The following is a 20,086-nucleotide window of genomic DNA, read 5'->3' on the forward strand; positions in this document are numbered from 1 at the left end:
ATGCATGACGTAGTGATCGTGGGCGCCGGCCCGGTCGGGCTGTTCCTCGCCTGCGAGCTCGGCCTCGCGGGCTGCTCCGTCCTGGTGCTCGAGCGGGAGCCGGAGCCCGGCTCCCCGTGGCGGGCGTACCCGCTCGGGATGCGGGGCCTGTTCGCCCCGTCGGTCGAGGCGTTCCACCGCCGCGGAATGTTGCACCCGCTGCTGACGGCGTCGGGCGTCCACGACGATCCCGGCGACAACCCCGACACGGACGAACCGGCACCCCCGCGCAGCGTGGGACACTTCGCCGGCATGGTGCTCGATCCGGCCAAGGTCGACGTCGCCGCCCTGCCGTTCCGGCTTCCCAGCCCGGTACCGGGCTTCATGATGACCAGCCTCGAGGCGGTCGAGTCAGTGCTGTCCGAGCGGGCAGCCAAGCTCGGCGTGGAGATCAGGCGCGGCGTCACGGTCTCAGCCATCGCGCAGGACGAGGAGAGCGTGATCGTGCACGCCGGCGAGCACGACTACGCGGCGCGCTGGGCCGTCGGCTGCGACGGCGGACGCAGCGTGGTACGTGGGCTCGCGGGCTTCGCGTTCGTCGGCACCGAGCCGCAGTTCACCGGCTACACCATGCTCGTCACCGTCGCCGATCCCGAGAAGCTGCGCCCCGGGATCAACCTGACGCCCACCGGCATGTACGTCCAGATGCCCACCGAAGGGCACATCGGCATGATGGACTTCGACGCCGGCGCCTTCGACCGCTCGCAGCAGCCGACTCGCGACCACCTCCAGGCGGTGCTGCGCCGCGTGTCCGGCACTGACGTGACGTTGAGCGAGGTCCATCTCGTCTCGACCTTCACCGACCGGGCGCTGCAGACGACGACCTACCGGCAGGGACGCGTCCTGCTCGCGGGCGACGCCGCGCACATCCACTCGCCCCTGGGCGGGCAGGGACTCAACACCGGTCTCGGCGACGCCATGAACCTGGGGTGGAAGCTCGCAGCGACCGTGCACGGGCACGCGCCGGACGGGCTCCTCGACACCTACACCCGCGAACGCCATCCGATCGCGGCCTGGGTGCTCGACTGGACGCGCGCCCAGGCTGCGGCCATGCGGCCGGACCCCCATGGCCAGGCGGTCCAGGGATTGATGCGCGACCTGCTCGGGACCCGTGACGGAACGACCTACGTGTTCGAGAAGATGTCGGGGTCGTCGATCCGCTACGACCTCGGCAGCGAGCAGTCGCTGGTCGGCCGCAACGCCCCGGATTTCCGGCTCGGAGACGGCACTCGCCTCAGCGACCTGATGCAGGACGGACGAGGCGTCGCGCTGGATTTCAGCACCGACCGCCGCCTGCGCGATTCGGCGACGGGCCAGGAGAGCCGGATACGGTATGCGGCCGGGGCGGCGAGGAACGACCTCGGACTGGGTGCCGTGCTCGTCCGGCCGGACGGCATCGTCGCCTGGGCGGGCGATCGCGACTTCGATCGGAAAGCGTTCGAGCGGGCCGTAGGCCAGTGGTTCGGCACTTCAGAGAGCTGAGCAGCACTCCAATCTTCCTCTTCCCGAAACCGATTTCAAGGAGCACACATGACGATCACCCTCCGACCGGGGAGCACCGTGGTGTTCACCGGCGATTCGATCACCGACTGCCAGCGGCTGGAGAGCGAAGACGGCCTCGGGTACGGCTACCCGCTGCGCGTCGCGGGCGAGTGGGGCCTCCGGCATCCGGACCGCCCCGTGACCTGGCTGAACACCGGGATCGGCGGCAACAAGGTGATGGACCTCGAAGCCCGCTGGCAGGCGGACGTGCTCGACGCGCACCCGGACGTGGTGTCGATCCTCGCCGGGGTCAACGACATGGGCTGGCACACGCTGGATCCGGAGGGGTACGTGATCCCCGTGGAGGAGTTCGAAGCGGGTTATGACCGCCTGCTCGCGCCCCTCGCCGAGGCGGGCACGGAGCTGATCCTCATCGAGCCGTTCCTCCTGCCGATCCACGGCGTCGTCGAGGCCGGGCACGCGCTCATCGGAGAGGAAGTCCGAAAGGAATGGCGCGCCGACCTGAACCCGAAGATCCAGGCCGTGCGCGACCTCGCCCGCAAGTACGGCGCGCACCTGCTCGCCGCCGACGGCATGTTCGCCGAGCTCGCCGCGACGACCGGACCGGAGTACTGGGCTGCGGACGGCGTGCACCCGACGCCGGCCGGTCACGCCGCACTCGCGGCGGCCTGGCTGCGCCTGGTCGCCTAACCGACCTCTCTCAGGACTCATCGGCCACCCTCCTCTTCTGGCGGCGCGGGCATGCCGGCGAAGACCTTGTCCATCCAGTCGAAGACGTTGTGCGCCGCGCGTAGCCGCCGGGTGCGCGTCGGGTCCGGTCCGGCCAGCTCGATGCCTTCCCCGGTGATGTCGCGGAAGGCGACCAGGCTCGCGACCCGGCGCCGGACGACCTTCTCCCAGGCGTCGTCGTCCACCCGGTAGTAGCCGGTCTTCTGGCCGGGCCGCGCACGTCGGCGCACGAACCCGGCGTCGGCCAGCAGGCGCATGTTCGTCGCCAGCGACGCCCTGCTCGCCCCGATGGCCTCGGCGATCTGGCCCGCGGACTGCTCCGGCGGGTCACAGATCATCAGCCAGGCGAGCACGCGGCCGGCGATGGGCGGTACCGCGTACTCGTCGACGCAGAACATCGCGGCCCGCTCGACCCAGTCCAGGATCCGCTCCTGGTCGTCTGTCATCTCGCACACCAATCTAGGAATCATCCAGTAATTTCAGTATGTCCTGAAAGTTGTGCACATGTAAGACGATCTGTTGCGGCCGCGCGGCCCCGGGTCAGAGTGTCGCTGCGAAGTGGCGGGTGGCGTGGGTGACCGACTCGGTGACGGTGGGCTCGGTGTCGTAGAAGTCGAACTGGCTGCGATCGTCCAGCCAGACGAACTCATGAGGCCCCTTGAGACGGGCCGCGAAGCGGCGGGCTCCGTCAGGGACGGCGGCGGTATCGCTGTGGACGAGGAGGACGGGAACGGTGATGTCGTCGGCGCTGGGGATGGGCTCGAAGGTCAGCCATTCGGCCCAGGCCATGAGGGCGAACCGGTTGCCGTACTCAGGGATGGCGCCCCGGCCCGGGTCGAGGTAGTAGGTGAACGGGCCGTACATGGCGGCGGTGGGGTCGGTGTCGCTGACGGCCGCGACGTACTCGACCTCGCCGGTCGCCTCGTAGTGGGCGCGCGCCTTCTGCCCGGTGGCGAGGTGCTCCTGGAAGGACTCCTCCCCGCCGAGCGCCATCCGGGCCAGCTCGCCGTCCTGAAGACCGGGCGCCACCAGCGCGAGCGAGCGGACCCGGGGGTCGGCCGCGGCGTGGACGGCGCTGAAGGCGCTGCCCGCGCAGATGCCGAGGGAGCCGATGCGCGCCGGGTCGACGCCGTTGACGCCGGAGAGGAAGGCCACGGCGTGATGAAGGTCGCTGACCTTGAGCGAGGGGGACTCGACATCGCGGGGCTGGCCGCCGGACTCGCCATAGCCGGTGAAGTCGACGGCGAGGGCGACGAACCCCTGCTCGGCGAGGCGCTCGGCGTACAGGCCCGCCATCTGCTCCTTGACGGTCGTCCAGGCCCCGGTGACGACGACTGCGGGCAGATCGCCCGTGGCATCGTCGGGTCGGTGGAGGTGACCTGCGAGGGTGACACCGTCTGCGTCGAAGGTGACGTGTTCAAGGCTCAACGCGTGCTCCGGTTGGTTGGTGGGTGGAGTGGATCTTCATTCCGCTGGAGCGGTGGTGAAGCGGGTCTTGATCCAGGCGAGGATGTCGGGCATCGCTCCGTCGTCGATGCCGGTCACGCCGTTGTAGGTGTCGTGTTCCAGGCCCGGGTAGACGCGGTAGTCGAGGTCGGATCCGGCGCCGCGGAGTGCTTCGGCGACCGGCTGGTTGACCGAGGGGGGCGTGACGGTGTCGGCGCCGCCTTGGAGGAACAGCACCGGTCCGGCGACACGGGCGCGTCCGAGACTGTTGTCACGCAGGTAGCCGCGGAACTGCGGATCAGTGGAGTAGCCGGGCTCGACCAGGGTTGATCCGATCAGGTCCCCGTACACGGCGGTGGTCACGTTCAGGCAGCCGGTGCGGGTGACGGGCAGGCGCCGCAGGGCGGTGGGGGTCAGCAGCCGGCCGGGGTCGATCTGCGGGTTGCTGAAGGCGGCGCCCTGGGCCAGCAGCGGCGCGAATCCGCCGTAGGGAGAGGTGTTGGCGACGTGGTCGGCCAGCGTGGTGAGATCCGCTGCCGGTGAGGTGACGACCGCGCCGAGGTAGCCCGGCTCAGGCCGACGCACCTGCCGTTCGGCGAAGCCGAGTGCGGCGCCGCCGCCCTGGGAGTGGCCCCACAGCACCCAGTCGCGGGAGAGCCCGGGTACGGCCTGACGCGCGGAGCGCAGCGCGGCGACCAGGTCCTCGGCCTGGGCGGTCTTGTTGAGCAGTTCCGGTCGGCCGGTCGTGCCGAGTCCCGCGTAGTCGGGGGCGACGACCGCGTACCCCTGCTCCAGGAATCGGACCATCTGGTTGCCGTGGTACAGGTCGCGCATCAGCGACGGCGCGCAGCCGGCTCCGATTCCACTGGCACCGTGCGCGTCCACCACCACCTTCCAGCCGCCCGCCGGACGGGTCCGGTCCTGGGGCACCAGCACCACACCGGAGGCCGCGACGTCCTGGCCCCGGGAGGTGCGGGAGTGGTACAGCACGCGCACGGCCTGGACCGGCTTGCCCTCCACCACATAGTCGGAGGTGGTCTCCTTGCGGATCAGTGTCCCGCTGGGGGCCCACCGCAGCGGGCGGGGCGCGTCATGGAAACCGGTGCGCGGCAGCGCGTTCTGCCGCTGCGCGGTCCACGCCCAGTCGATCTGGCACGCCTGGTCACAGTCGTCGGCATGCGCGGCCGTCATCGGACCTGCGACCAGCGCGGCGGAAAGCACGGCGGCCACGGAGAAGATACGGGTACCAACAAGCCTCATGTGCGGCTCCACCTCACGTCGGATCAGAGCGCAGACAGAATCCGCACGTCGGCCCGGCAACCGGCAACGCGTGGCCCCCTGTACAGTGCGCGAAAGCCACCTGGGTCGCAGTGACTCGACAGAGATACTCGCCGAGCCGGTCGCCTGGTCACAGTGCCTCTGTCACCGGGTTCGTGTGCATTTTGCATAGGCTGGATCTTGGACGGGCGCGACAGATCGGGGACGGCACGTGATCCGAGTTCTCATCGCCGAAGACATGCGTCTGCTCCGTGAGGTGCTCGTCGAGGCGCTCCGCCTCGAACCCGACATCGAGGTGGTGGCGCAGGTCGTCGCGGGCAGCGAGATCGTCCCGGCCGCCGAGCGGGAGCGGCCCGACGTCGCGGTGATAGACATCGACCTGCCCGAGTTGGACGGCGTGACGGCGGCCGCCCGGCTGCGCGAGCGGCTGCCCGGCTGCCGCGTACTGATCCTCACCGCGCTGAGCGGGCCGGGTCAGCTGCGGCGGGCGCTGAGCGCGGGGGTGGCCGGGCTACTGGTCAAGGAGGCCCGGCTCGCGGAGCTGGTCAGCGCGATCCGTACGGTCTTCGCGGGCGGCCGGGTGGTCGATCCGGAGCTGGCACTGGCTGCCCTGCAGGCGCCCGAGAGCCCGCTGACCCAGCGGGAGACCGAGGTACTGCGGCTGTCCGCGACCGGGGCGCAGCCGCTGGAGATCGCCGAGCGGCTCTTCCTGACATACGGGACGGTACGCAACTATCTGACGTCAGCGGTGGCCAAGATGGGCGCCCGCAATCGCGTCGACGCCATCCGCATCGCCACCGAGGCCGGCTGGATCTGACCGGAACTCGGCCACCACCTCGAACCGGCCGCCGGGCCGATGCCCGGCGCGCAACCGCCCTCCGGTGCGCTCGGCCAGTCCGGCCAGGCCCGAGCCGCCTGCTGCCGGCGCCGGGTCGGCGCCGTCGTTGACGATGCGCAGCCGTACCGCGTCGGCGGTGCGGGTAAGGGAGATGGTGCACGTCCGCGCCCTGCTGTGCCGCAGGATGTTGGTGACGCTCTCGCGCAGGACGGCGGCCAGCGCGGTGTCGAGCGCGGCCGGGAACGAGCCGGCGTCGAGCGCGGTCTCGGTGGCGACGCCGGCGTCCGCCAGCACCTCGAGCACCGCGTCGATCTCACGGTGCAACGGCAGCCGGATCCGGCCGTCGGCGATCAGGCCGAGCTCGGTCTGCGCGCGTTCGGCCAGCGCGCCCAGGGCGGCCAGCTCGGCGGTGGCCCGCCCGGGATCGTCGTCCAGCAGCCGCATGACGAGTTCACCGCGGAGCGCCACCGCTGACAGGCTGAACCCGAGCACGTCGTGCAGGTCGCGGCCGATCCGGGCGCGCTCCCTGGCGATCGCCGTCTGCGCCAGGTCGTGCCGGGCCCGGTCCAGCAGCACCACCAGGTCGGCCAACCGGGTCAGGCTGTAGAACAGCCACGCCAGGATGACGTGCGAGATCATGTCGGCCGCGATCTGCGAGGCCGCCGGTACCGGTGGCGGGTAGAAGTACAGCGACACCTGCATGGTGAGCAGCAGCGCGACGATCGCCCACGAGCGCGGCGGACGCACATAGGCCAGCACCGCGCCGCTGAGGAACCCCCACACCGACGATAAATGCCCCAGCACCAGCTCGACGTAGCTGCCGGGCAACGCCGCGGGCACGATCAGGAGCGCTATCAGCGCCAGCCGAACCCGGGTCGGCCGCCGCATCAGCAGCGCCTGGAGGACCAGCATCCCGGACAGCAGCGGCACGCCCAGGATCAGCAGTGACGGATGGCCGCCGGTGTCGATGCTCACCGCCACCAACACCTTGGCGGACTGGAGCACGATGACGGCGAGCAGGATCAGCCGGGCGAGCCGTGGCGACTCGATCGCCGTGGCCGGTGGCGTGGCGGTGCGGTACTCGCCCGCCGTGGCCCGGATCCCGGCCATCGTGCTCCGGGCGGCCTCGATGGCGTCCCCGAGGTGGGTACGCGCGGCCTCCGGCTCGGCGCGACCCGCGCGCCTCAGCCGGTCCGCGATGGTCCGGAGGCTGCCGCCCACGACCCGGCGCAGCTCACCGTCCAGCCGCAGGCGTTCCCGCACCGCCGCGAGCCGGGCCAGCTCGGTGCGCGCCGCGTGCAGCTCGTGGACCATGTTCGCGAGCGTGTACAGGCTGAAGATGATCAACGCGTCGGTGGCGGTGGCGTTGACCCGCCAGCTCGCCATCAGCGCGGAGTCGCTCTGGAGCAGGCCGCCGGCCCAGGTACCGGCCAGGATCAGGCCGAGCAGCGGCCAGGCGACCCGGCCTGGGAGCAGGCAGAGCACGGCGGCGGCCACCGGCCACGGCAGCCAGGACCACTCCGCCCCCAGCACGAGGAACGGCAGTCCGTAGAGCACGGTCACGGCCGCGAGCAGCCCGCACCGGACGCGTTGCCGCCGGTGGCGCCGCGCCAGGATCGCCACCAGCACCGGATACGGAGCCATCGTGACCAGCAGATTCGGCCACGTGACGCCGTTGGCCCGTCCGTCGACCAGCCGGACGAGGAAGAGCAGGCCGAGCGTGGCCCACATCATGGCGCGCGCCAGCCTGGGCGGCAGGTTCTCAGGCTCGGAGATCACGCACGCTCCCCACTAGCTCGGAACCTTCCTCGTCCTGGGCGAGCAGCCGCACGCTCTGGAAGTGCTGAACAAGCTAGCCGATCGCGGAGGGGATGTCTCCATGCCCCTCAGCTTGCCATCGGTTGACGAGTAGAACAACCGGTCGATATACATAGACCGAACGTTCTATCCCTTGGAGGAACTCACATGGCGCTCCGCACGACGACCGATGTCATCACCCGCTTCAACAAGGCTTTCGTCGACCACGACCCCACCGCGCTCACCGACCTCATCGGCGACGACTGCGTGATGGAGGCGATCCAGCCGGCCCCCGACGGCGCCCGCTACGAAGGCCGGGAGGCCTGCCTGGCGTTCTGGCAGGCGCTCGCCGAAGACCGCACCACGCAGTTCGAGCCCGAAGAGGTGCTGGTCGCCGGCGAGCGGGCGACGATCCGCTGGCGCTACCGCTTCGGCGACGGCCCCGCCGACTCCGTACGCGGGGTCAACCTCATGCACGTCCGCGACGGCCTGATCGTCGAGGCCCTGGGCTACAGCAAGACCGCGGGCGAGGTCCCGCTGGCCGCCGAGACCGGCCTCGACGGCTGAGCGCAACGGATCGAAGACGGAAAGGGAACCTCTCATGCGCAGTTATCACGTCGACAGCGGAGCCGGGATAGCCGGACTGTCGATCAAGGAGCACCCGGCCCCCGTACCCCGCATGGGCGAGGTCCTGATCGCCGTGCGTGCGGTCTCGCTGAGCTACCGCGAGCTGATGGTGCTGCGTGGCGACTACGTGCTGCCGGTGAAGCCCGACGTCGTCCCGATCTCGGACGGAGCGGGCGAGATCGTCGCGGTCGGACCCGGAGTGCATACCGCGCGGGTCGGCGACCGGGTCATGGGGACGCTCTTCCCGAGCTGGCAGCACGGCCCGTTCGGCGTCCAGCACCTGCCGCAGCTGGGCGGCTCGCTGGACGGCATGCTCACCGAACTCGCCGTGCTCGACCAGGACGCGCTCGTGCCGATCCCCGACCACCTCTCTTACCAGGAGGCCGCGACCCTGCCCTGCGCCGCGCTCACCGCCTGGAACGCCCTGACCGGCGACGGCGACGGCCTGCGGCCGGGACAGACCCTGGTCACGCAGGGCTCCGGCGGGGTGTCGTTGTTCGCGCTGCAGTTCGCCAAGGCCCTCGGAGCCCGGGTGATCGCCACGACCAGCGGCCCGGCCAAGGCGGCGCGCCTGACCGAACTCGGCGCCGACGAGGTCGTCGACTACCGGGCCACACCGGACTGGCCGGGCAAGATCCGGGAGCTGACCGGCGGGCTCGGCGCGGATCGCGTCGTCGATGTCGCCGGTCTGCTGGAAGACTCGCTCAGGGCGGTGGCGATAGCCGGACATGTCGCCTGCGTGGGGTTCGTCTCCGATGCCGCACCACCCCTCGATCCGCGCGTGCTGTTCGCCTCAGGAGCCACGGTGCGCGCCGTCGCCGTGGGCAGCCGAGCGCAGTTCCTCGCGATGAACCGGGCCATCGACGTCAACCGGCTCCGGCCCGTCATCGACCGCGTGTTCCCCTTCGACGAGGCTCGCGAGGCCTACGGCTACTACGCCTCCGGCAAGGCGTTCGGCAAGGTCGTCATCGGCCTCTGAAAGCGTCTGGGAGGCCGCCAAGGAGCTGCGCCAGTGCCGCGGGAAGTATGTGGTGGACGGACGGCATCGACGGAGAGAGCAGAGGCGCCGAGATGGGTGATGAGCTGGTGGTGCGGCCGATGGGCCGGACCGGGTTGCCGGTGACACCGGTGGGGATCGGGTTGGCCGCGCTGGGCCGACCGGCGTACATCACGCTCGGCCGGGAGGAGGATCTCGGCGATGATCGCAGCGTCGCCGCGATGCGGGCGCGGACCTGGGCGGTGCTGGATGCGGCTTCGGCGGCGGGCGTACGGTACGTCGACGTGGCCCGCTCCTACGGCAGAGCCGAGGAGTTCCTCGCCGGCTGGCTGCATGAGCGCGCCATCGCGCCCGGGTCGGTGACCGTGGGGTCGAAGTGGGGGTACGCCTACGTCGGCGGCTGGCGGATGGGCGCCGACCGGTACGAGGTGAAGGAGTTGTCCGCCGACCGGCTGCGACAACAGCTGGACCAGACCCGAGCGCTGCTGGGCGAGCACCTGTCGCTCTACCAGATCCACTCGGCCACCGTCGAAAGCGGCGTGCTCGACGACGAGGACGTCCTTGCCGAACTGCGCGAGTTGCGCGCCGGGGGTGTCTCGGTCGGTCTGTCCACGACCGGCCCGCGCCAGGCGGACACCATCGACCGGGCGATCGAGATCGGCCTGTTCGACACGGTCCAGGCCACCTGGAACCTGCTGGAGCGCTCCGCCGGCTCCGCTCTGGCCCGGGCGCACCGGTCCGGCCTGGGCGTGATCGTCAAGGAGGGCGTGGCGAACGGCCGCCTGACCTCCCACGCCGCCCCTCCCGCGCTCGCCCGTGCCGCCCGGGAACGCGACGTCACGCCGGACGCCCTGGCCTTGGCCGCCGTCCTCGCCCAGCCGTGGGCCGGGGTGGTGCTCAGCGGGGCCGCCTCGGTGGATCAGTTCCGCAGCAACCTGACCGCGACCCGCGTCGGCTGGGACACGGAACTGGACGAGCGCCTGGCCGTACTGACCGAGACCCCCCAGACCTACTGGACGACCCGAAGCTCGCTGAAGTGGCAGTGATCACTGGGGAGCAGGCGCTCACAGCGGGCCACACACGATCAACCGTGCCCTTCCTGGCCATTGCTCAGCGCCAGGGACTGGCGTACCGTTCGTAAAGTACGTACTTCACGATGCTGCTGGAGTTCACATAGATGGATGCCCGGGAAAGCGAGTTCGTCGACCGCATGGGCCTGGCCATGGAGCGCCTCGGCGGGACGCGGACGATGGGCCGCCTGTACGCGTGGCTGATGATCTGTGACCCGCCGCACCAGTCGCTCACCGATCTGGCCGCCGAGCTCGGCGTGAGCAAGACCGCGATCAGCACGGTCGCCAGGCAACTGGAGACCGCCGGGATGCTCGAGCGCGTCCCCACGTCCAACCGTCAGCACCGTTATCGGGTGGTTCGAGGGGGTTGGGCGCAGGTCCTGCGGGTCCAGTTGGCCCTCTTGCGACCGGTGGTGGAGGTGCTGGACTTCGGGCTGTCCGTCATCGGCGACGAGCTCCCCGAACAGCGGGCGCGGCTGGAGGAGACCAAAGAGTTCTTCGCCTTCACCGAGCGCGACGGGGACGAGATGCTTCAGCGCTGGGAGGAGTACCACAAGAGCCGCCGTGCCAGTGCTGCGGAACCTGAGCTCACGTGCTGAGTGCGCGGTAGTCCGCACGGCGACCGATCCGCTCAAGGGACCTACGACCAAGGGAGAGGCGATGTCCGACATCGTCGAGCGGTACAACATCCCCGAACAGCTCTTCTGGCTGCACGGGCCGCGATCGGGCCGGCCGGTCGAGTACGACGCCGGCACCGGAATGTGGAACGTCTACGGTTACCCCGAACTGCAGGAGGTCCTCGGCGACCCCGCGACGTTCTCTTCCGACACCATGCGCGTCGTCCCCAAGGGCCTGATGCCGGACGCCGAGGAATTCTCGCTGGCGGGCTTCATCACCCAGATCGACCCGCCGGAGCACGGCAAGCTGCGCAAGCTGGTCAGCAGCGCCTTCACCCGCAAGGTCGTCGCGGACCTCGAGCCGAGGATCGCCGCCGTCACCCGCGAACTGCTCGACGCAGCGCAAGATCGCGGCCGGCTGGAGCTCGTGACCGATCTGGCCTATCCGCTTCCGGTCATCGTCATCGCCGAGCTGCTGGGTGTGCCCAGCAGCGATCGCGCGCTGTTCAAGCAGTGGGCCGACGCGCTGTTCCAACGTGACACCAAGATCTCACTCGCCGAGCCCGCCGAGCAGCAGACGGTGGACATCGAGGCCACGATGAAGCCGTGGCGGGAGATGTCCGCCTACCTCGCCGGTCACGCCGCGGAACGCAGGCGACAGCCGCGCGCCGACCTGCTCACCAAGCTGGTCGAGGCCGAAGTGGACGGCGAACGCCTGCCCGACGACCAGGTGGTCAACTTCGCGATCGTCCTCCTGCTCGCCGGGCACGTCACCACGACGATGCTGCTCGGCAACACGGTGCTGTGCCTGGACGCCTTCCCCGAGCAGCAGGACAAGGTACGGGCCGACCGCGCCTCGATCCCGGCCGTCATCGAGGAGTCCCTCCGCTTGTTCACCCCGTTCGCCATGCTCGGCCGCTCCACCACCCGCGAGGTCGAACTCGGCGGCGTGACGATACCGGCCGATCAGTTCGTCTTGATCTGGCTCGGAGCGGCCAACAGAGATCCCCGGCAGTTCACCGACCCCGACGTCTTCGATCCCGGCCGCGACCCCAACCCGCACCTCAGCTTCGGCCGCGGCATCCATTTCTGCCTGGGCGCCCCCTTGGCCCGGCTGGAGGGGCGGGTCGCCCTGGACATCCTGCTCGAACGGTTCAACCCTCTGCGCACCGATCCGGACGACCCCGTGGAGTTCATGCCCACGCCGAGCATGACAGGAGTGCGCCGCCTCCCGTTGATCTGACCCGGCCGGGCCCCGTGCGGCGTGGGCCGCGGCGGAGGTTCTCCGCCGCGGCCCACGCGTGTTCTCAGAGCTTCAGACCCACCAGCAGCGGGTCGTGGTCGGAGGAGCGGAACGGGTCGGGCTGGTAGAGGTAGGGCGGGTTGAACTCGGTGTTGTAGTCCATGAACCGGCCCTCGTCGGCGTTGACGTGCCAGATGGTGGCGCCGGTCACCAGCTTGCGCGCGCTCCTGTCGGTCAGCACGTGGTCGAGCTCACCGGACAGGCCGCCGAAGACGTAGCTGTAGCGGTCGTCCTTCTTGACGTACTTCTTGCTCAGGCTGGTCAGCCCGGCCTCCTCGAAGGTGTGGATCGGGTCCTCCTCGCCGTAGGCGTTGATGTCGCCGAGGACGAGCGCGTTCGTCACCTTGAGGCTGTCGATCAGGGCCAGCACGGCCTCGGCCTGCTTGACGCGCTTGGCGTTGTAGCAGCTCTGCCCGTCGCCCTGGTCGGCGTCGGGGCCGGAGGCCGTCCCGTCGCTGTCGCTGCAGCCCTTGGACTTGAAGTGGTTCACCAGCACCGTGAAGGTCTCGCCGGCCCCGTTGGCCTTGCCGAAGGTCTGCACCAGCGGCGGCCGGTTGAAGATCGGGTCGGACGACGAGCGTGCCGGACCGATCGGGGTGACCTTGCCCGGCTGATAGATCAGCGCGGTCTGGATGAGGTCGGTGCCCGGGTTGGGGTGCGTGATCGCCTTGTACGTGCCGGCGCCGGCCTTGGCGTTGAGCGCGTCGACCAGGCTGTTGAGCGCCACGTCGTTGTTGCGCTCGACCTCCATCAGCCCGGCCACGGCGGGGTCGAGCGTCGTGATGTTGGCGACCAGCTTGGCGAGCTGGCGGTCCCGCTCCGCGGCGGTGGTGGCACCCCGGGACTTGAGCGTGGTGAACCAGTTGAGAGTGTTGAGGCTCGCCACCCGGACGTCGCCGCCGACCTTCGCGGGCTGGGCGGGACGCGGGTTCTCGGCCTTGAAGACCACCTGCCCGGTCGGCTGGACGCGGTAGCCGCCGAAGCCGTACGTGAGGACGCCGGTCAGGTCCTTCACCTCGTCGCCGATCCGGACGGTGTTCGACCCCCCGGTGTGGTACGGCAGGGTGGGCGGGTTCTGCGCGTTCGAGCCGTCATCGAGCAGGATCGTGCGCCGCGCGTCCTTCTCGGTGTCCACGCCCTTGCGGTCGGTCGGCTGCCACAGCCGGGCGCCCTTGGAGAGGGTGATCTCGCCGTACCGGCCCAGGTTGTAGATCTCGGAGACGGCGAGGTGGCCGTCGAAGGTGACGAGCATGCCCTCGTAGCGCTCAAGAGAGTCGCCCTTCTCGAGGGGCAACTTCACCTCGGTCGGCTTGATCGAGCCGGTGCCGCAGACGGTCACCGCGGTGGACGGCGAGATCTCGGTGAGGCCGTTGTACTCGATCGCCTTGCCGGAGACGAGCACCCGGTCACCGGCCTTGACCGGCGAGGAGGAGAACACGAACAGGCCCTCGGAGGTCGCCGGGTCGGTGTCGGGGGCGGGTTCCTGTACGTAGAAGCCGCCGAACTGGCCGGAGCCCTGGTAGGAGCCGGTGACGACGCCCTCGACCCGGACGGCCTGGCCCTCGACCGGGCTGGCCTCGCCGCTGCCCTGCACCTGGGAGATCCGGTGCGTGGGCGCGGTGTCGCAGTTCTCGGTGGGCGTGACGGTCGGGGTGGGGCTTGGTGTCGGCGTCCCGGACGGGGTGGGCGTCGGGGTGGGCGTCGGGGACGGGTCACCGCCGCCGCAGGGGGCCGGGGCGGTGGCGCTGTTGCGCGGCACGGGGGCCGCGCTCTCGAAGTCGGCGCCGTTGTCGTCGGTGTCGGCGCACCCGCCGCTCTTGCGGAACGCGCCGGTGGTGTTGGTGAGCGCGGGGGCGGCGGAGCCCTCGAAGAAGTTCGCACTGCCGTACCCGACCAGGTCGGCGAGCTGCGCGAGCTGGGCGTCGGAGCAGGGGGCGGAGGAGCCGTTGCAGGCCAGGCCGTCCGGCGAGTGGACCAGCGCCACCTTGCCCGCGGTGCCGCTCATGTTGATGGAGCCGACACTGTCGGGCTTGGGCAGCGCGCCGCTGGGGGTGCTGCCGGCGGCGAGCTGCACGAGGTGGTACTGGCCGGGGGCGAGGGTGCCGGAGAGGTCGGCCTTGTTGGTGGCGAAGTTCCCGGTGCCGCCGGCGCTGGTGTACTGCACGGACCAGCCGTCCAGCGACACGGGGGCGCCGCTGCGGTTGAACAGTTCGACGTAGTCGTTGGTGAAGGGGGCGCCGGAGTTGCCGCCCCCGCCGTAGACCTGGCTGATGACCACGGTTCCGGGGGCCGCGGCCGCAGAGGGTGAGGAAAGGACGGCGATCGAGCCGGCGACGACGCCGGCCGCGACGAGGATCGCTAGAGCCCGGGACTTAACACGCATGCCGCGGAGCGTAAAACGACAAGCCTCGAAAAACCCCATATAAGGCATGGACGGGTCATGAAACTTCAAACATTGACACTTCGTGTCCATCCATGGGTCGTCGATCTGTCGTCATCCGACGATGCGGACCTGCCGCATGTCGCTGCTTCGACCACGGCCTCCATGGGGTTGCCTCGGAGGGCCCGCGCGTCAGACCGGATAGCCGGGGGTGAACTCGACCGGCAGCGCCTCCAGGCTGCGCATCTGGATCGACGCCCGCCACTCCAGCGACTCGGGCGGCACCGCGAGCACCACGTCCGGCAACCGGTCGAGCAGCATCTCCACTGCGATGTGCGCGATGATCTCCGCGAGCTCCGGCGCGGGATGCGGACAACCGTGCGCACCGTACCCGAACGACATGTGCGCGTGATTACCCACAGAATCCCCGTAGAAGTCGGGGCGTACCTGAGGGTCGAGGTTCGCGGCGGCCAGACCGCAGACGAGAAGGTCACCCGCTCGGATGCGGCGGCCGGCGAGCTGGGTGTCCATGACCGGCCACCGTCCGATGGCGATCTGCCCGGGCGCCTCCTTCCACAGCACCTCGTTCAGTGCCTGACCGATGCTGCGCCGGCCACCCGACAGCGTCATGGCGAACCGGTCGTCCGTCAGCATGAGCTGGATCGTGTTGCCGATCCAGGTGGCCGTCGGATCCGAGCCGGCGGTCAGGGTCAGGAGCAGGTCCTGGGTGAGCTCCTCGTCGGTGAGCCCGGCGGGATGGGCGAGCAGCCTGGACGGGAGGTCGGGCCCCGGGTGTTGCCGTTTCATCTCCAGCAGCCGGCTCATGACGGTCTGCACCCGCTGGTAGGCGTCCATCGCGGCCGGGCCACCGTTCAGCGTCGTGGCCACCTCGCCGACCAGCGCGCGGGTGTCCGAGTCCGGCAGGCCGAGCAACGACGCGAGGACGAGCAGCGGGATCGGGTTGGCGTACTGCGCCATCAGGTCCGCCCGGCCGGAGCCGATGAATGTGTTGATCAGCCCCTCGGTAACCCGCTCGCAGCGTGACCGCAGTTCGAACTGGTCGGCCGCGGCAAGCGCGTCGCTGACCGCGCCCGCCCGGCGCTCGTGTGCCGCGCCGACCTCGAACAGCATCGACGGCTGGTAGCTGACGTACGCCCTGAGCGGCCAGTCGGGCGGGATGTTCTGCCACTGGTTCCAATGGCGCGAGTCGCGGATGAACAGCTTGGGATTGCTGAGCACGTAACGCAGCTCGCGGTAGCCGAGGACCAGCCAGCCCGGTACGTCGCCCTCGAGCAGGATCGGAACCACGGGACCGTGCCTTCGCATCTCCTCGAAGGCCCGGGCGGGATTCTGGTGGTACGCCCTGCCGTACATGGGGAAGGCGCCGTCGAATGCGTTCGGCTCTGGCACTGCGGGCCGGGCGGCGAACCAGTAGGCGGCGTCGGAGGAATGCGTGGCGTCGGTCATGAGGTCACCTGCCGGGCGGAGGACAGAGCAAAGAGGTGGTTGACGAGCGTGATCAGTACGGCCTTGCTGGACTCCCGCTGCCGCGCGTCGCACGCGATCAGTGGTACGTCGCGGGCGAGGTCGAGCGCGTCACGTATCTGGTCGAGCGAGTGCGTGGACTCGCCGAACTGGTTGTGGGCCACGATGAAGGGCATGCCGTGATGTTCGAGCCGGTCGATGGCGTACCACGAGTCGGCCAGGCGACGCGTGTCCACCAGGACGACGGCGCCGAGTGTGCCGGTGAACAGGCGGTCCCACAGGAACCAGAACCGCTCCTGCCCCGGCGCGCCGAACAGGTAGAGCACCAGTTCGTCGTTGAGGCTGATCCGGCCGAAGTCGAACGCCACCGTGGTCGTGGACTTCGCCTCCACGCCGCGCGCGTCGTCGATCCCGACCCCCGCCCGTGACATGGTCTCCTCGGTGCTCAGCGGACGGATCTCGCTGACCGACTTGACCATGGTCGTCTTCCCCACGCCGAACCCGCCGACGATCACAATCTTCAGCCCGGTGGTCGCGGAGCTCGGCAACGGGATGCGCGCGACCGGTTCAGAGCTTCTGGAGTCCAACGAGCACCTGCTTCAGAATTTCGGGGTCGGGCAGACGCGTCTCGGCAGGCGCCGGACGCGGTTTCCTGGCGGTGATGCGCCCCGTGTCGAGCAGGTCGCACAGCAGGATGCAGACGACGCTGACCGGCATCCGCAACTCCGCCGCGATCTCCACGACCGCCGTCGGGCTCCTGCAGAGCTGCAGTATCCGGACGTGCTCGGACTGCATGCCCGGAGTAGGGTCGCACTCACTCACGATCAGCGTGACCATGTCGAGAGCGTCGTCGGTCACGCTGCTGCGCCCGCCGGTCACCATGTAGAGGCGGTCCGGGTTCTCGTCCTCCAGGCGCGGCGACATCAGAGGCGGCTGCTCTGCTGGGGCGCGCGGGGTGGCGCGGTCAGGTATTCACCGATCTGCTCCACCAGTTCGTTCATGTTGTGGCCGATGACACCCGGATCGGCGTCCTCGCTGGCCACCACGGCGAGGTGCGCGCCCTCTCCCGCCTCCACGATGAACAGCAACCCACCGTGGAACTCGGTCATGGACTGGCGCAGGCCTCCCGTACCGTCCCCGAACTCGATGGACGCGCCGTACGACAGGCTCTGGATACCCGAGGCGATCGCGGCGAGCTGGTCGGCGCGGTCCACGGAGAGCGCGGCGGTGTGGGACAGGCGCAGGCCGTCTCTCGACAGCACCAACGCGTGTCTGGTCTGTGGAGTCCTCTCCAGGAGGTTCTCAAGCAACCAGGCGAGTTCCTGATCTGAGCTTCTCATCGAGGTTCGTCCTCACCAATCTGTCGTGCCCTGCTCGCCTGATGGAAGGCGGTGAACTTGGCTCCGGCGTCGGAAGGTCGCCGCGTGGCCCTGGGCTCCTGGCCGACAGCCGGCTGCGGCGCCGTGTGTGCGGACGAGGCGGCCGCGAGCGTCTGCCCCCGACGACGTCGCGGCAGCCCGTGCAGCTCCCCGTCCTGTTCGGGGCGCGCCTGCGGTGCGGCTTGCTGACTGCGTGGGCTGTGCGGGACTGGCGGGGGAGGCTGCGTCGCCCGCGGCGCCTGGACGTTCTGGCTGATGAGCTGCTGCGGAATCATGACCACCACGCCGGTGCCTCCACGCGAGGACGGACGGAAGGAAACGGTCAGCCCGTGCTTGCGAGCCAGGCAGCCGACGACCGCCAGCCCGAGCCGGGAACCGGACAGCGTCGTGAAGTCCAGCGGCTCGGCGGAGACGGCGCGTTCCGCACGGGCCAGCGCGGCCGGGCTCATCACCAGGCCGCAGTCCTCGATCGTGATCACGATTCCCGTGCTGACCTCCTCCACGTACACGTGCACCTCTTCGGTGGGCGGGGAGAAGCTGGTGGCGTTGTCCATCAGTTCGGCGAGGGCATGCATGACACCCTCCGCGGCGTGCCCCGCGATCGCGGCGGTGCTGGCCGAGTGGACCCGAACCCGCTGGTAGGCGCTGATTCTGCCGATCGCCCCGCGCAGGATGCTCTCCATCACGATCGGCTTGGTCCAGCGTCGCCCTGACCGCGCCCCGGTCAGCAGGGCGATGCTGTCAGCGAGCCGGCCGGCCTGCGCGGTCGTGTGGTCCAGCTTCAGCAGGTCGCCGAGACTGAGCTGATCGTGCCTGTCCTCCATCTCGCGCAGGTCGGCCAACATGCTGGTGGCCAATGCCTGAACCCGGCCGGCGGCACTGGCACACGCGGACGTCGTGGCGGCGCGTATCCGCTGTTCTCTGCTGACCTCGTTGACGAAGACCCGCAGAATGTGCTGCTGGGCGTTGCTCGCGGGCCGCGGAGCCGCCGCCAGCGCGGACTCCGCCGATGCCCCCTCCCGGATCTGCTTCACCGTTCCGGGCATCGTCTCGCCGGCCATCCGGAAGAGTTCCGCGTCGCCGGCGGCGAGCCGGCTACGCAGCTGCCGGATCTGCTGCTTGCCGTACACCGCGAACGTGACCGCACCGCACACCAGGACAGCCGCGACACCGAGGGTCCAGGCCAGGAATGTCCGGGTCGGGGTCGGGGCGCTGAGCACGGCCGTCAGCGACGCGACCCCCGTGACAACGGCCGTGGTCGCCAGTACGACCAGGGATTCACCCAGTGGTGGGCGCGCCGCGCGATGGCGAGTGTGTACCTGTACTGACATCAATGAGCTCCTCGTCGGCGTGTGGAGCACGGTCACCGCGAACGCGACGCGACCGGGGCCGAACGCGCGACAACGGACCTCTTCTGGCCGATCTCCTTGATCGCGGGGCGAGCACGAAGATCTTACGACAATTTACTCAACGTTACGAAAGCGGCACGGCGAATCACGCCGCGACCTCGCCATCTCCTGCTGAAGGACACGTCGGCGGCGGCCCGCCGTGGCCACAATCTCTGGACAAACAGCACAAATCTCCCCGAAACTCGACATGTTGATCACCCCTCCAGTACGGTGCGACTTCCTATCCCCCTTCTACGCAGGACTGGGAGCGGCCCCCATGGCAGGTTCACTTCTCGACGGCAAAGCAGCGTTGATCACGGGCGCCGGATCAGGCATCGGAGCTGCGACGGCGCTGGTGTTCGCCCGACACGGGGCCAAGGTCGTGGTCGCCGACATCAACGAGGAGGGCGGCAAGCGCACGGTCGCCGAGGTGGAGGCAGCGGGCGGCGAAGCCGCCTTCGTCTGGGTGGACGTACGGCGGGCCGACGCGGTCAAGGACATGGTCGACTTCACGGTCGAGCGGTTCGGGCGCCTGGATTGCGCGATCAACAACGCCGGCGTGGACACCGCGGGCGACGGCCGGCTCCATGAGGTGAACGAGGAAGCCTGGGACGCCTCGATCACGGTCAACCTCAAGGGCACCTGGTGGTGCATGAAGTACGAGATCGCCCAGATGCTGGAGCAGGGCTCGGGCTCGATCGTCAACGTGGCCTCGGTGGCCGGCCTGGTCGGCATCGAGGCCCCGTTCGTCTCGCCGTACGTTGCCGCGAAGCATGGGGTGGTTGGGCTGACCAAGGCGGCCGCCCTGGAGTACGCGACCTCGGGGATCCGCGTGAACGCCGTATGCCCCGGCGCCGTGCGCACCAAGATGGTCGACGACCTCATCGAGCAGGGGATCATGACGCTGGAGCAGACGGCGGCTTACCACCCGGTCGGCCGGTACGCCAACCCTCCGGAGATCGGCGAGGCGATCGCCTGGCTCAGCTCCGATGCCGCGTCGTTCGTGACCGGCCTGCCGATGGCCGTGGACGGCGCCATGACGGCCCGCTGACACCCGTCCTTTCGCGGCCCTTTCCCGTCACGAACGGCCGGCTGGTGAACTCCGGCCTCACCAGCCGGCGCCCGTGTTCGCGGGCGGCGTCGCGCCGCTGGCGCCCCCGCGGCCGGTCATCAGGTAGCCGTTGTCCAGGCGGAGCCGCCTCCGGGACGG

19 protein-coding genes are annotated in these 20,086 nt (G+C 69.9%); 9 read left to right on the forward strand and 10 right to left on the reverse strand.

The features are described 5' to 3' along the window. Together ABT294_RS06980 and ABT294_RS06985 are read left to right on the forward strand one after the other, a co-directional pair. The gene (locus tag ABT294_RS06980; RefSeq protein WP_350804115.1) at nucleotides 1–1,521 is read left to right on the forward strand and encodes an FAD-dependent oxidoreductase; all 1,521 of its coding nucleotides are present in this window, start codon (nucleotides 1–3) and stop codon (nucleotides 1,519–1,521) included. Nucleotides 1,522–1,569: 48 nt separating this feature from the next. Beyond that, on the forward strand, nucleotides 1,570–2,232 hold the full coding sequence (locus ABT294_RS06985) for an SGNH/GDSL hydrolase family protein (protein ID WP_350804116.1): 663 nt from the start codon (nucleotides 1,570–1,572) through the stop codon (nucleotides 2,230–2,232). A gap of 17 nt (nucleotides 2,233–2,249) precedes the next feature. Here the strand turns inward: ABT294_RS06985 and ABT294_RS06990 are convergent, their stop codons facing one another. The 3 genes from ABT294_RS06990 to ABT294_RS07000 all read right to left on the reverse strand — a co-directional run bounded on the left by ABT294_RS06990 (nucleotide 2,250) and on the right by ABT294_RS07000 (nucleotide 4,977). Next, nucleotides 2,250–2,717: a GbsR/MarR family transcriptional regulator gene (locus ABT294_RS06990; protein ID WP_350804117.1), complete on the reverse strand. Its 468-nt coding sequence runs from the start codon at nucleotides 2,715–2,717 to the stop codon at nucleotides 2,250–2,252. A 94-nt stretch (nucleotides 2,718–2,811) separates the two neighbouring features. Then, nucleotides 2,812–3,699, reverse strand: coding sequence for an alpha/beta hydrolase (locus ABT294_RS06995; RefSeq protein ID WP_350804118.1), 888 nt, complete (start codon nucleotides 3,697–3,699; stop codon nucleotides 2,812–2,814). 36 nt (nucleotides 3,700–3,735) lie between these two features. Then, the gene (locus ABT294_RS07000) at nucleotides 3,736–4,977 is read right to left on the reverse strand and encodes an alpha/beta fold hydrolase (RefSeq protein ID WP_350804120.1); all 1,242 of its coding nucleotides are present in this window, start codon (nucleotides 4,975–4,977) and stop codon (nucleotides 3,736–3,738) included. Between the two features lie 229 nt (nucleotides 4,978–5,206). Here ABT294_RS07000 and ABT294_RS07005 point away from each other — a divergent pair, with 229 nt between their 5' ends. Further along, nucleotides 5,207–5,812, forward strand: a complete 606-nt coding sequence (locus ABT294_RS07005; RefSeq protein ID WP_350804121.1) for a response regulator transcription factor — start codon at nucleotides 5,207–5,209, stop codon at nucleotides 5,810–5,812. On the opposite strand, the gene ABT294_RS07010 is transcribed toward ABT294_RS07005, so the two are convergent. Beyond that, nucleotides 5,738–7,612, reverse strand: coding sequence for a sensor histidine kinase (locus tag ABT294_RS07010; RefSeq protein WP_350804122.1), 1,875 nt, complete (start codon nucleotides 7,610–7,612; stop codon nucleotides 5,738–5,740). The two genes, ABT294_RS07005 and ABT294_RS07010, sit on opposite strands and share 75 nt — an antisense overlap. A 186-nt stretch (nucleotides 7,613–7,798) precedes the next feature. Between ABT294_RS07010 and ABT294_RS07015 the strand changes: the two genes are divergently transcribed. From ABT294_RS07015 to ABT294_RS07035, 5 genes are all read left to right on the forward strand, one after another. Next, on the forward strand, nucleotides 7,799–8,197 hold the full coding sequence (locus ABT294_RS07015) for a nuclear transport factor 2 family protein (RefSeq protein WP_350804124.1): 399 nt from the start codon (nucleotides 7,799–7,801) through the stop codon (nucleotides 8,195–8,197). A gap of 34 nt (nucleotides 8,198–8,231) precedes the next feature. After that, on the forward strand, nucleotides 8,232–9,236 hold the full coding sequence (locus ABT294_RS07020) for a zinc-dependent alcohol dehydrogenase family protein (protein ID WP_350804125.1): 1,005 nt from the start codon (nucleotides 8,232–8,234) through the stop codon (nucleotides 9,234–9,236). Between the two features lie 92 nt (nucleotides 9,237–9,328). Then, a complete protein-coding gene (locus ABT294_RS07025; protein WP_350804126.1) occupies nucleotides 9,329–10,300 on the forward strand; it encodes an aldo/keto reductase in 972 nt (323 codons plus the stop codon). A gap of 131 nt (nucleotides 10,301–10,431) precedes the next feature. Beyond that, on the forward strand, nucleotides 10,432–10,923 hold the full coding sequence (locus ABT294_RS07030) for a GbsR/MarR family transcriptional regulator (RefSeq protein WP_350804127.1): 492 nt from the start codon (nucleotides 10,432–10,434) through the stop codon (nucleotides 10,921–10,923). Between the two features lie 61 nt (nucleotides 10,924–10,984). Continuing rightward, on the forward strand, nucleotides 10,985–12,184 hold the full coding sequence (locus ABT294_RS07035; RefSeq protein ID WP_350804129.1) for a cytochrome P450: 1,200 nt from the start codon (nucleotides 10,985–10,987) through the stop codon (nucleotides 12,182–12,184). Between the two features lie 64 nt (nucleotides 12,185–12,248). On the opposite strand, the gene ABT294_RS07040 is transcribed toward ABT294_RS07035, so the two are convergent. The 6 genes from ABT294_RS07040 to ABT294_RS07065 form a co-directional block, all read right to left on the reverse strand. Continuing rightward, on the reverse strand, nucleotides 12,249–14,627 hold the full coding sequence (locus tag ABT294_RS07040; protein ID WP_350804131.1) for an ExeM/NucH family extracellular endonuclease: 2,379 nt from the start codon (nucleotides 14,625–14,627) through the stop codon (nucleotides 12,249–12,251). A 189-nt stretch (nucleotides 14,628–14,816) separates the two neighbouring features. After that, on the reverse strand, nucleotides 14,817–16,091 hold the full coding sequence (locus ABT294_RS07045; RefSeq protein WP_350804132.1) for a cytochrome P450: 1,275 nt from the start codon (nucleotides 16,089–16,091) through the stop codon (nucleotides 14,817–14,819). Then, on the reverse strand, nucleotides 16,088–16,696 hold the full coding sequence (locus ABT294_RS07050) for a GTP-binding protein (RefSeq protein ID WP_350804133.1): 609 nt from the start codon (nucleotides 16,694–16,696) through the stop codon (nucleotides 16,088–16,090). Before ABT294_RS07050 ends, ABT294_RS07045 begins: the two co-directional genes overlap by 4 nt. Further along, nucleotides 16,677–17,033, reverse strand: a complete 357-nt coding sequence (locus ABT294_RS07055) for a DUF742 domain-containing protein (RefSeq protein WP_350804134.1) — start codon at nucleotides 17,031–17,033, stop codon at nucleotides 16,677–16,679. The genes ABT294_RS07050 and ABT294_RS07055 overlap by 20 nt, the downstream gene beginning before the upstream one ends. Continuing rightward, the gene (locus ABT294_RS07060) at nucleotides 17,033–17,449 is read right to left on the reverse strand and encodes a roadblock/LC7 domain-containing protein (protein WP_350804135.1); all 417 of its coding nucleotides are present in this window, start codon (nucleotides 17,447–17,449) and stop codon (nucleotides 17,033–17,035) included. The genes ABT294_RS07055 and ABT294_RS07060 overlap by 1 nt, the downstream gene beginning before the upstream one ends. Beyond that, nucleotides 17,446–18,819 carry an ATP-binding protein gene (locus tag ABT294_RS07065; protein ID WP_350804136.1) on the reverse strand — a complete coding sequence of 458 codons (1,374 nt, stop codon included), beginning with the start codon at nucleotides 18,817–18,819 and terminating at the stop codon, nucleotides 17,446–17,448. The genes ABT294_RS07060 and ABT294_RS07065 overlap by 4 nt, the downstream gene beginning before the upstream one ends. A gap of 334 nt (nucleotides 18,820–19,153) precedes the next feature. Here ABT294_RS07065 and ABT294_RS07070 point away from each other — a divergent pair, with 334 nt between their 5' ends. After that, entirely contained in the window at nucleotides 19,154–19,927 is a 774-nt protein-coding gene (locus tag ABT294_RS07070) for a glucose 1-dehydrogenase (protein ID WP_350804137.1), read from the forward strand. Nucleotides 19,928–20,086: the final 159 nt, after the last annotated feature.

It is taken from the genome of Nonomuraea sp. NPDC000554 (genome assembly GCF_040300065.1).
In the GTDB taxonomy this organism is placed as follows: domain Bacteria; phylum Actinomycetota; class Actinomycetes; order Streptosporangiales; family Streptosporangiaceae; genus Nonomuraea.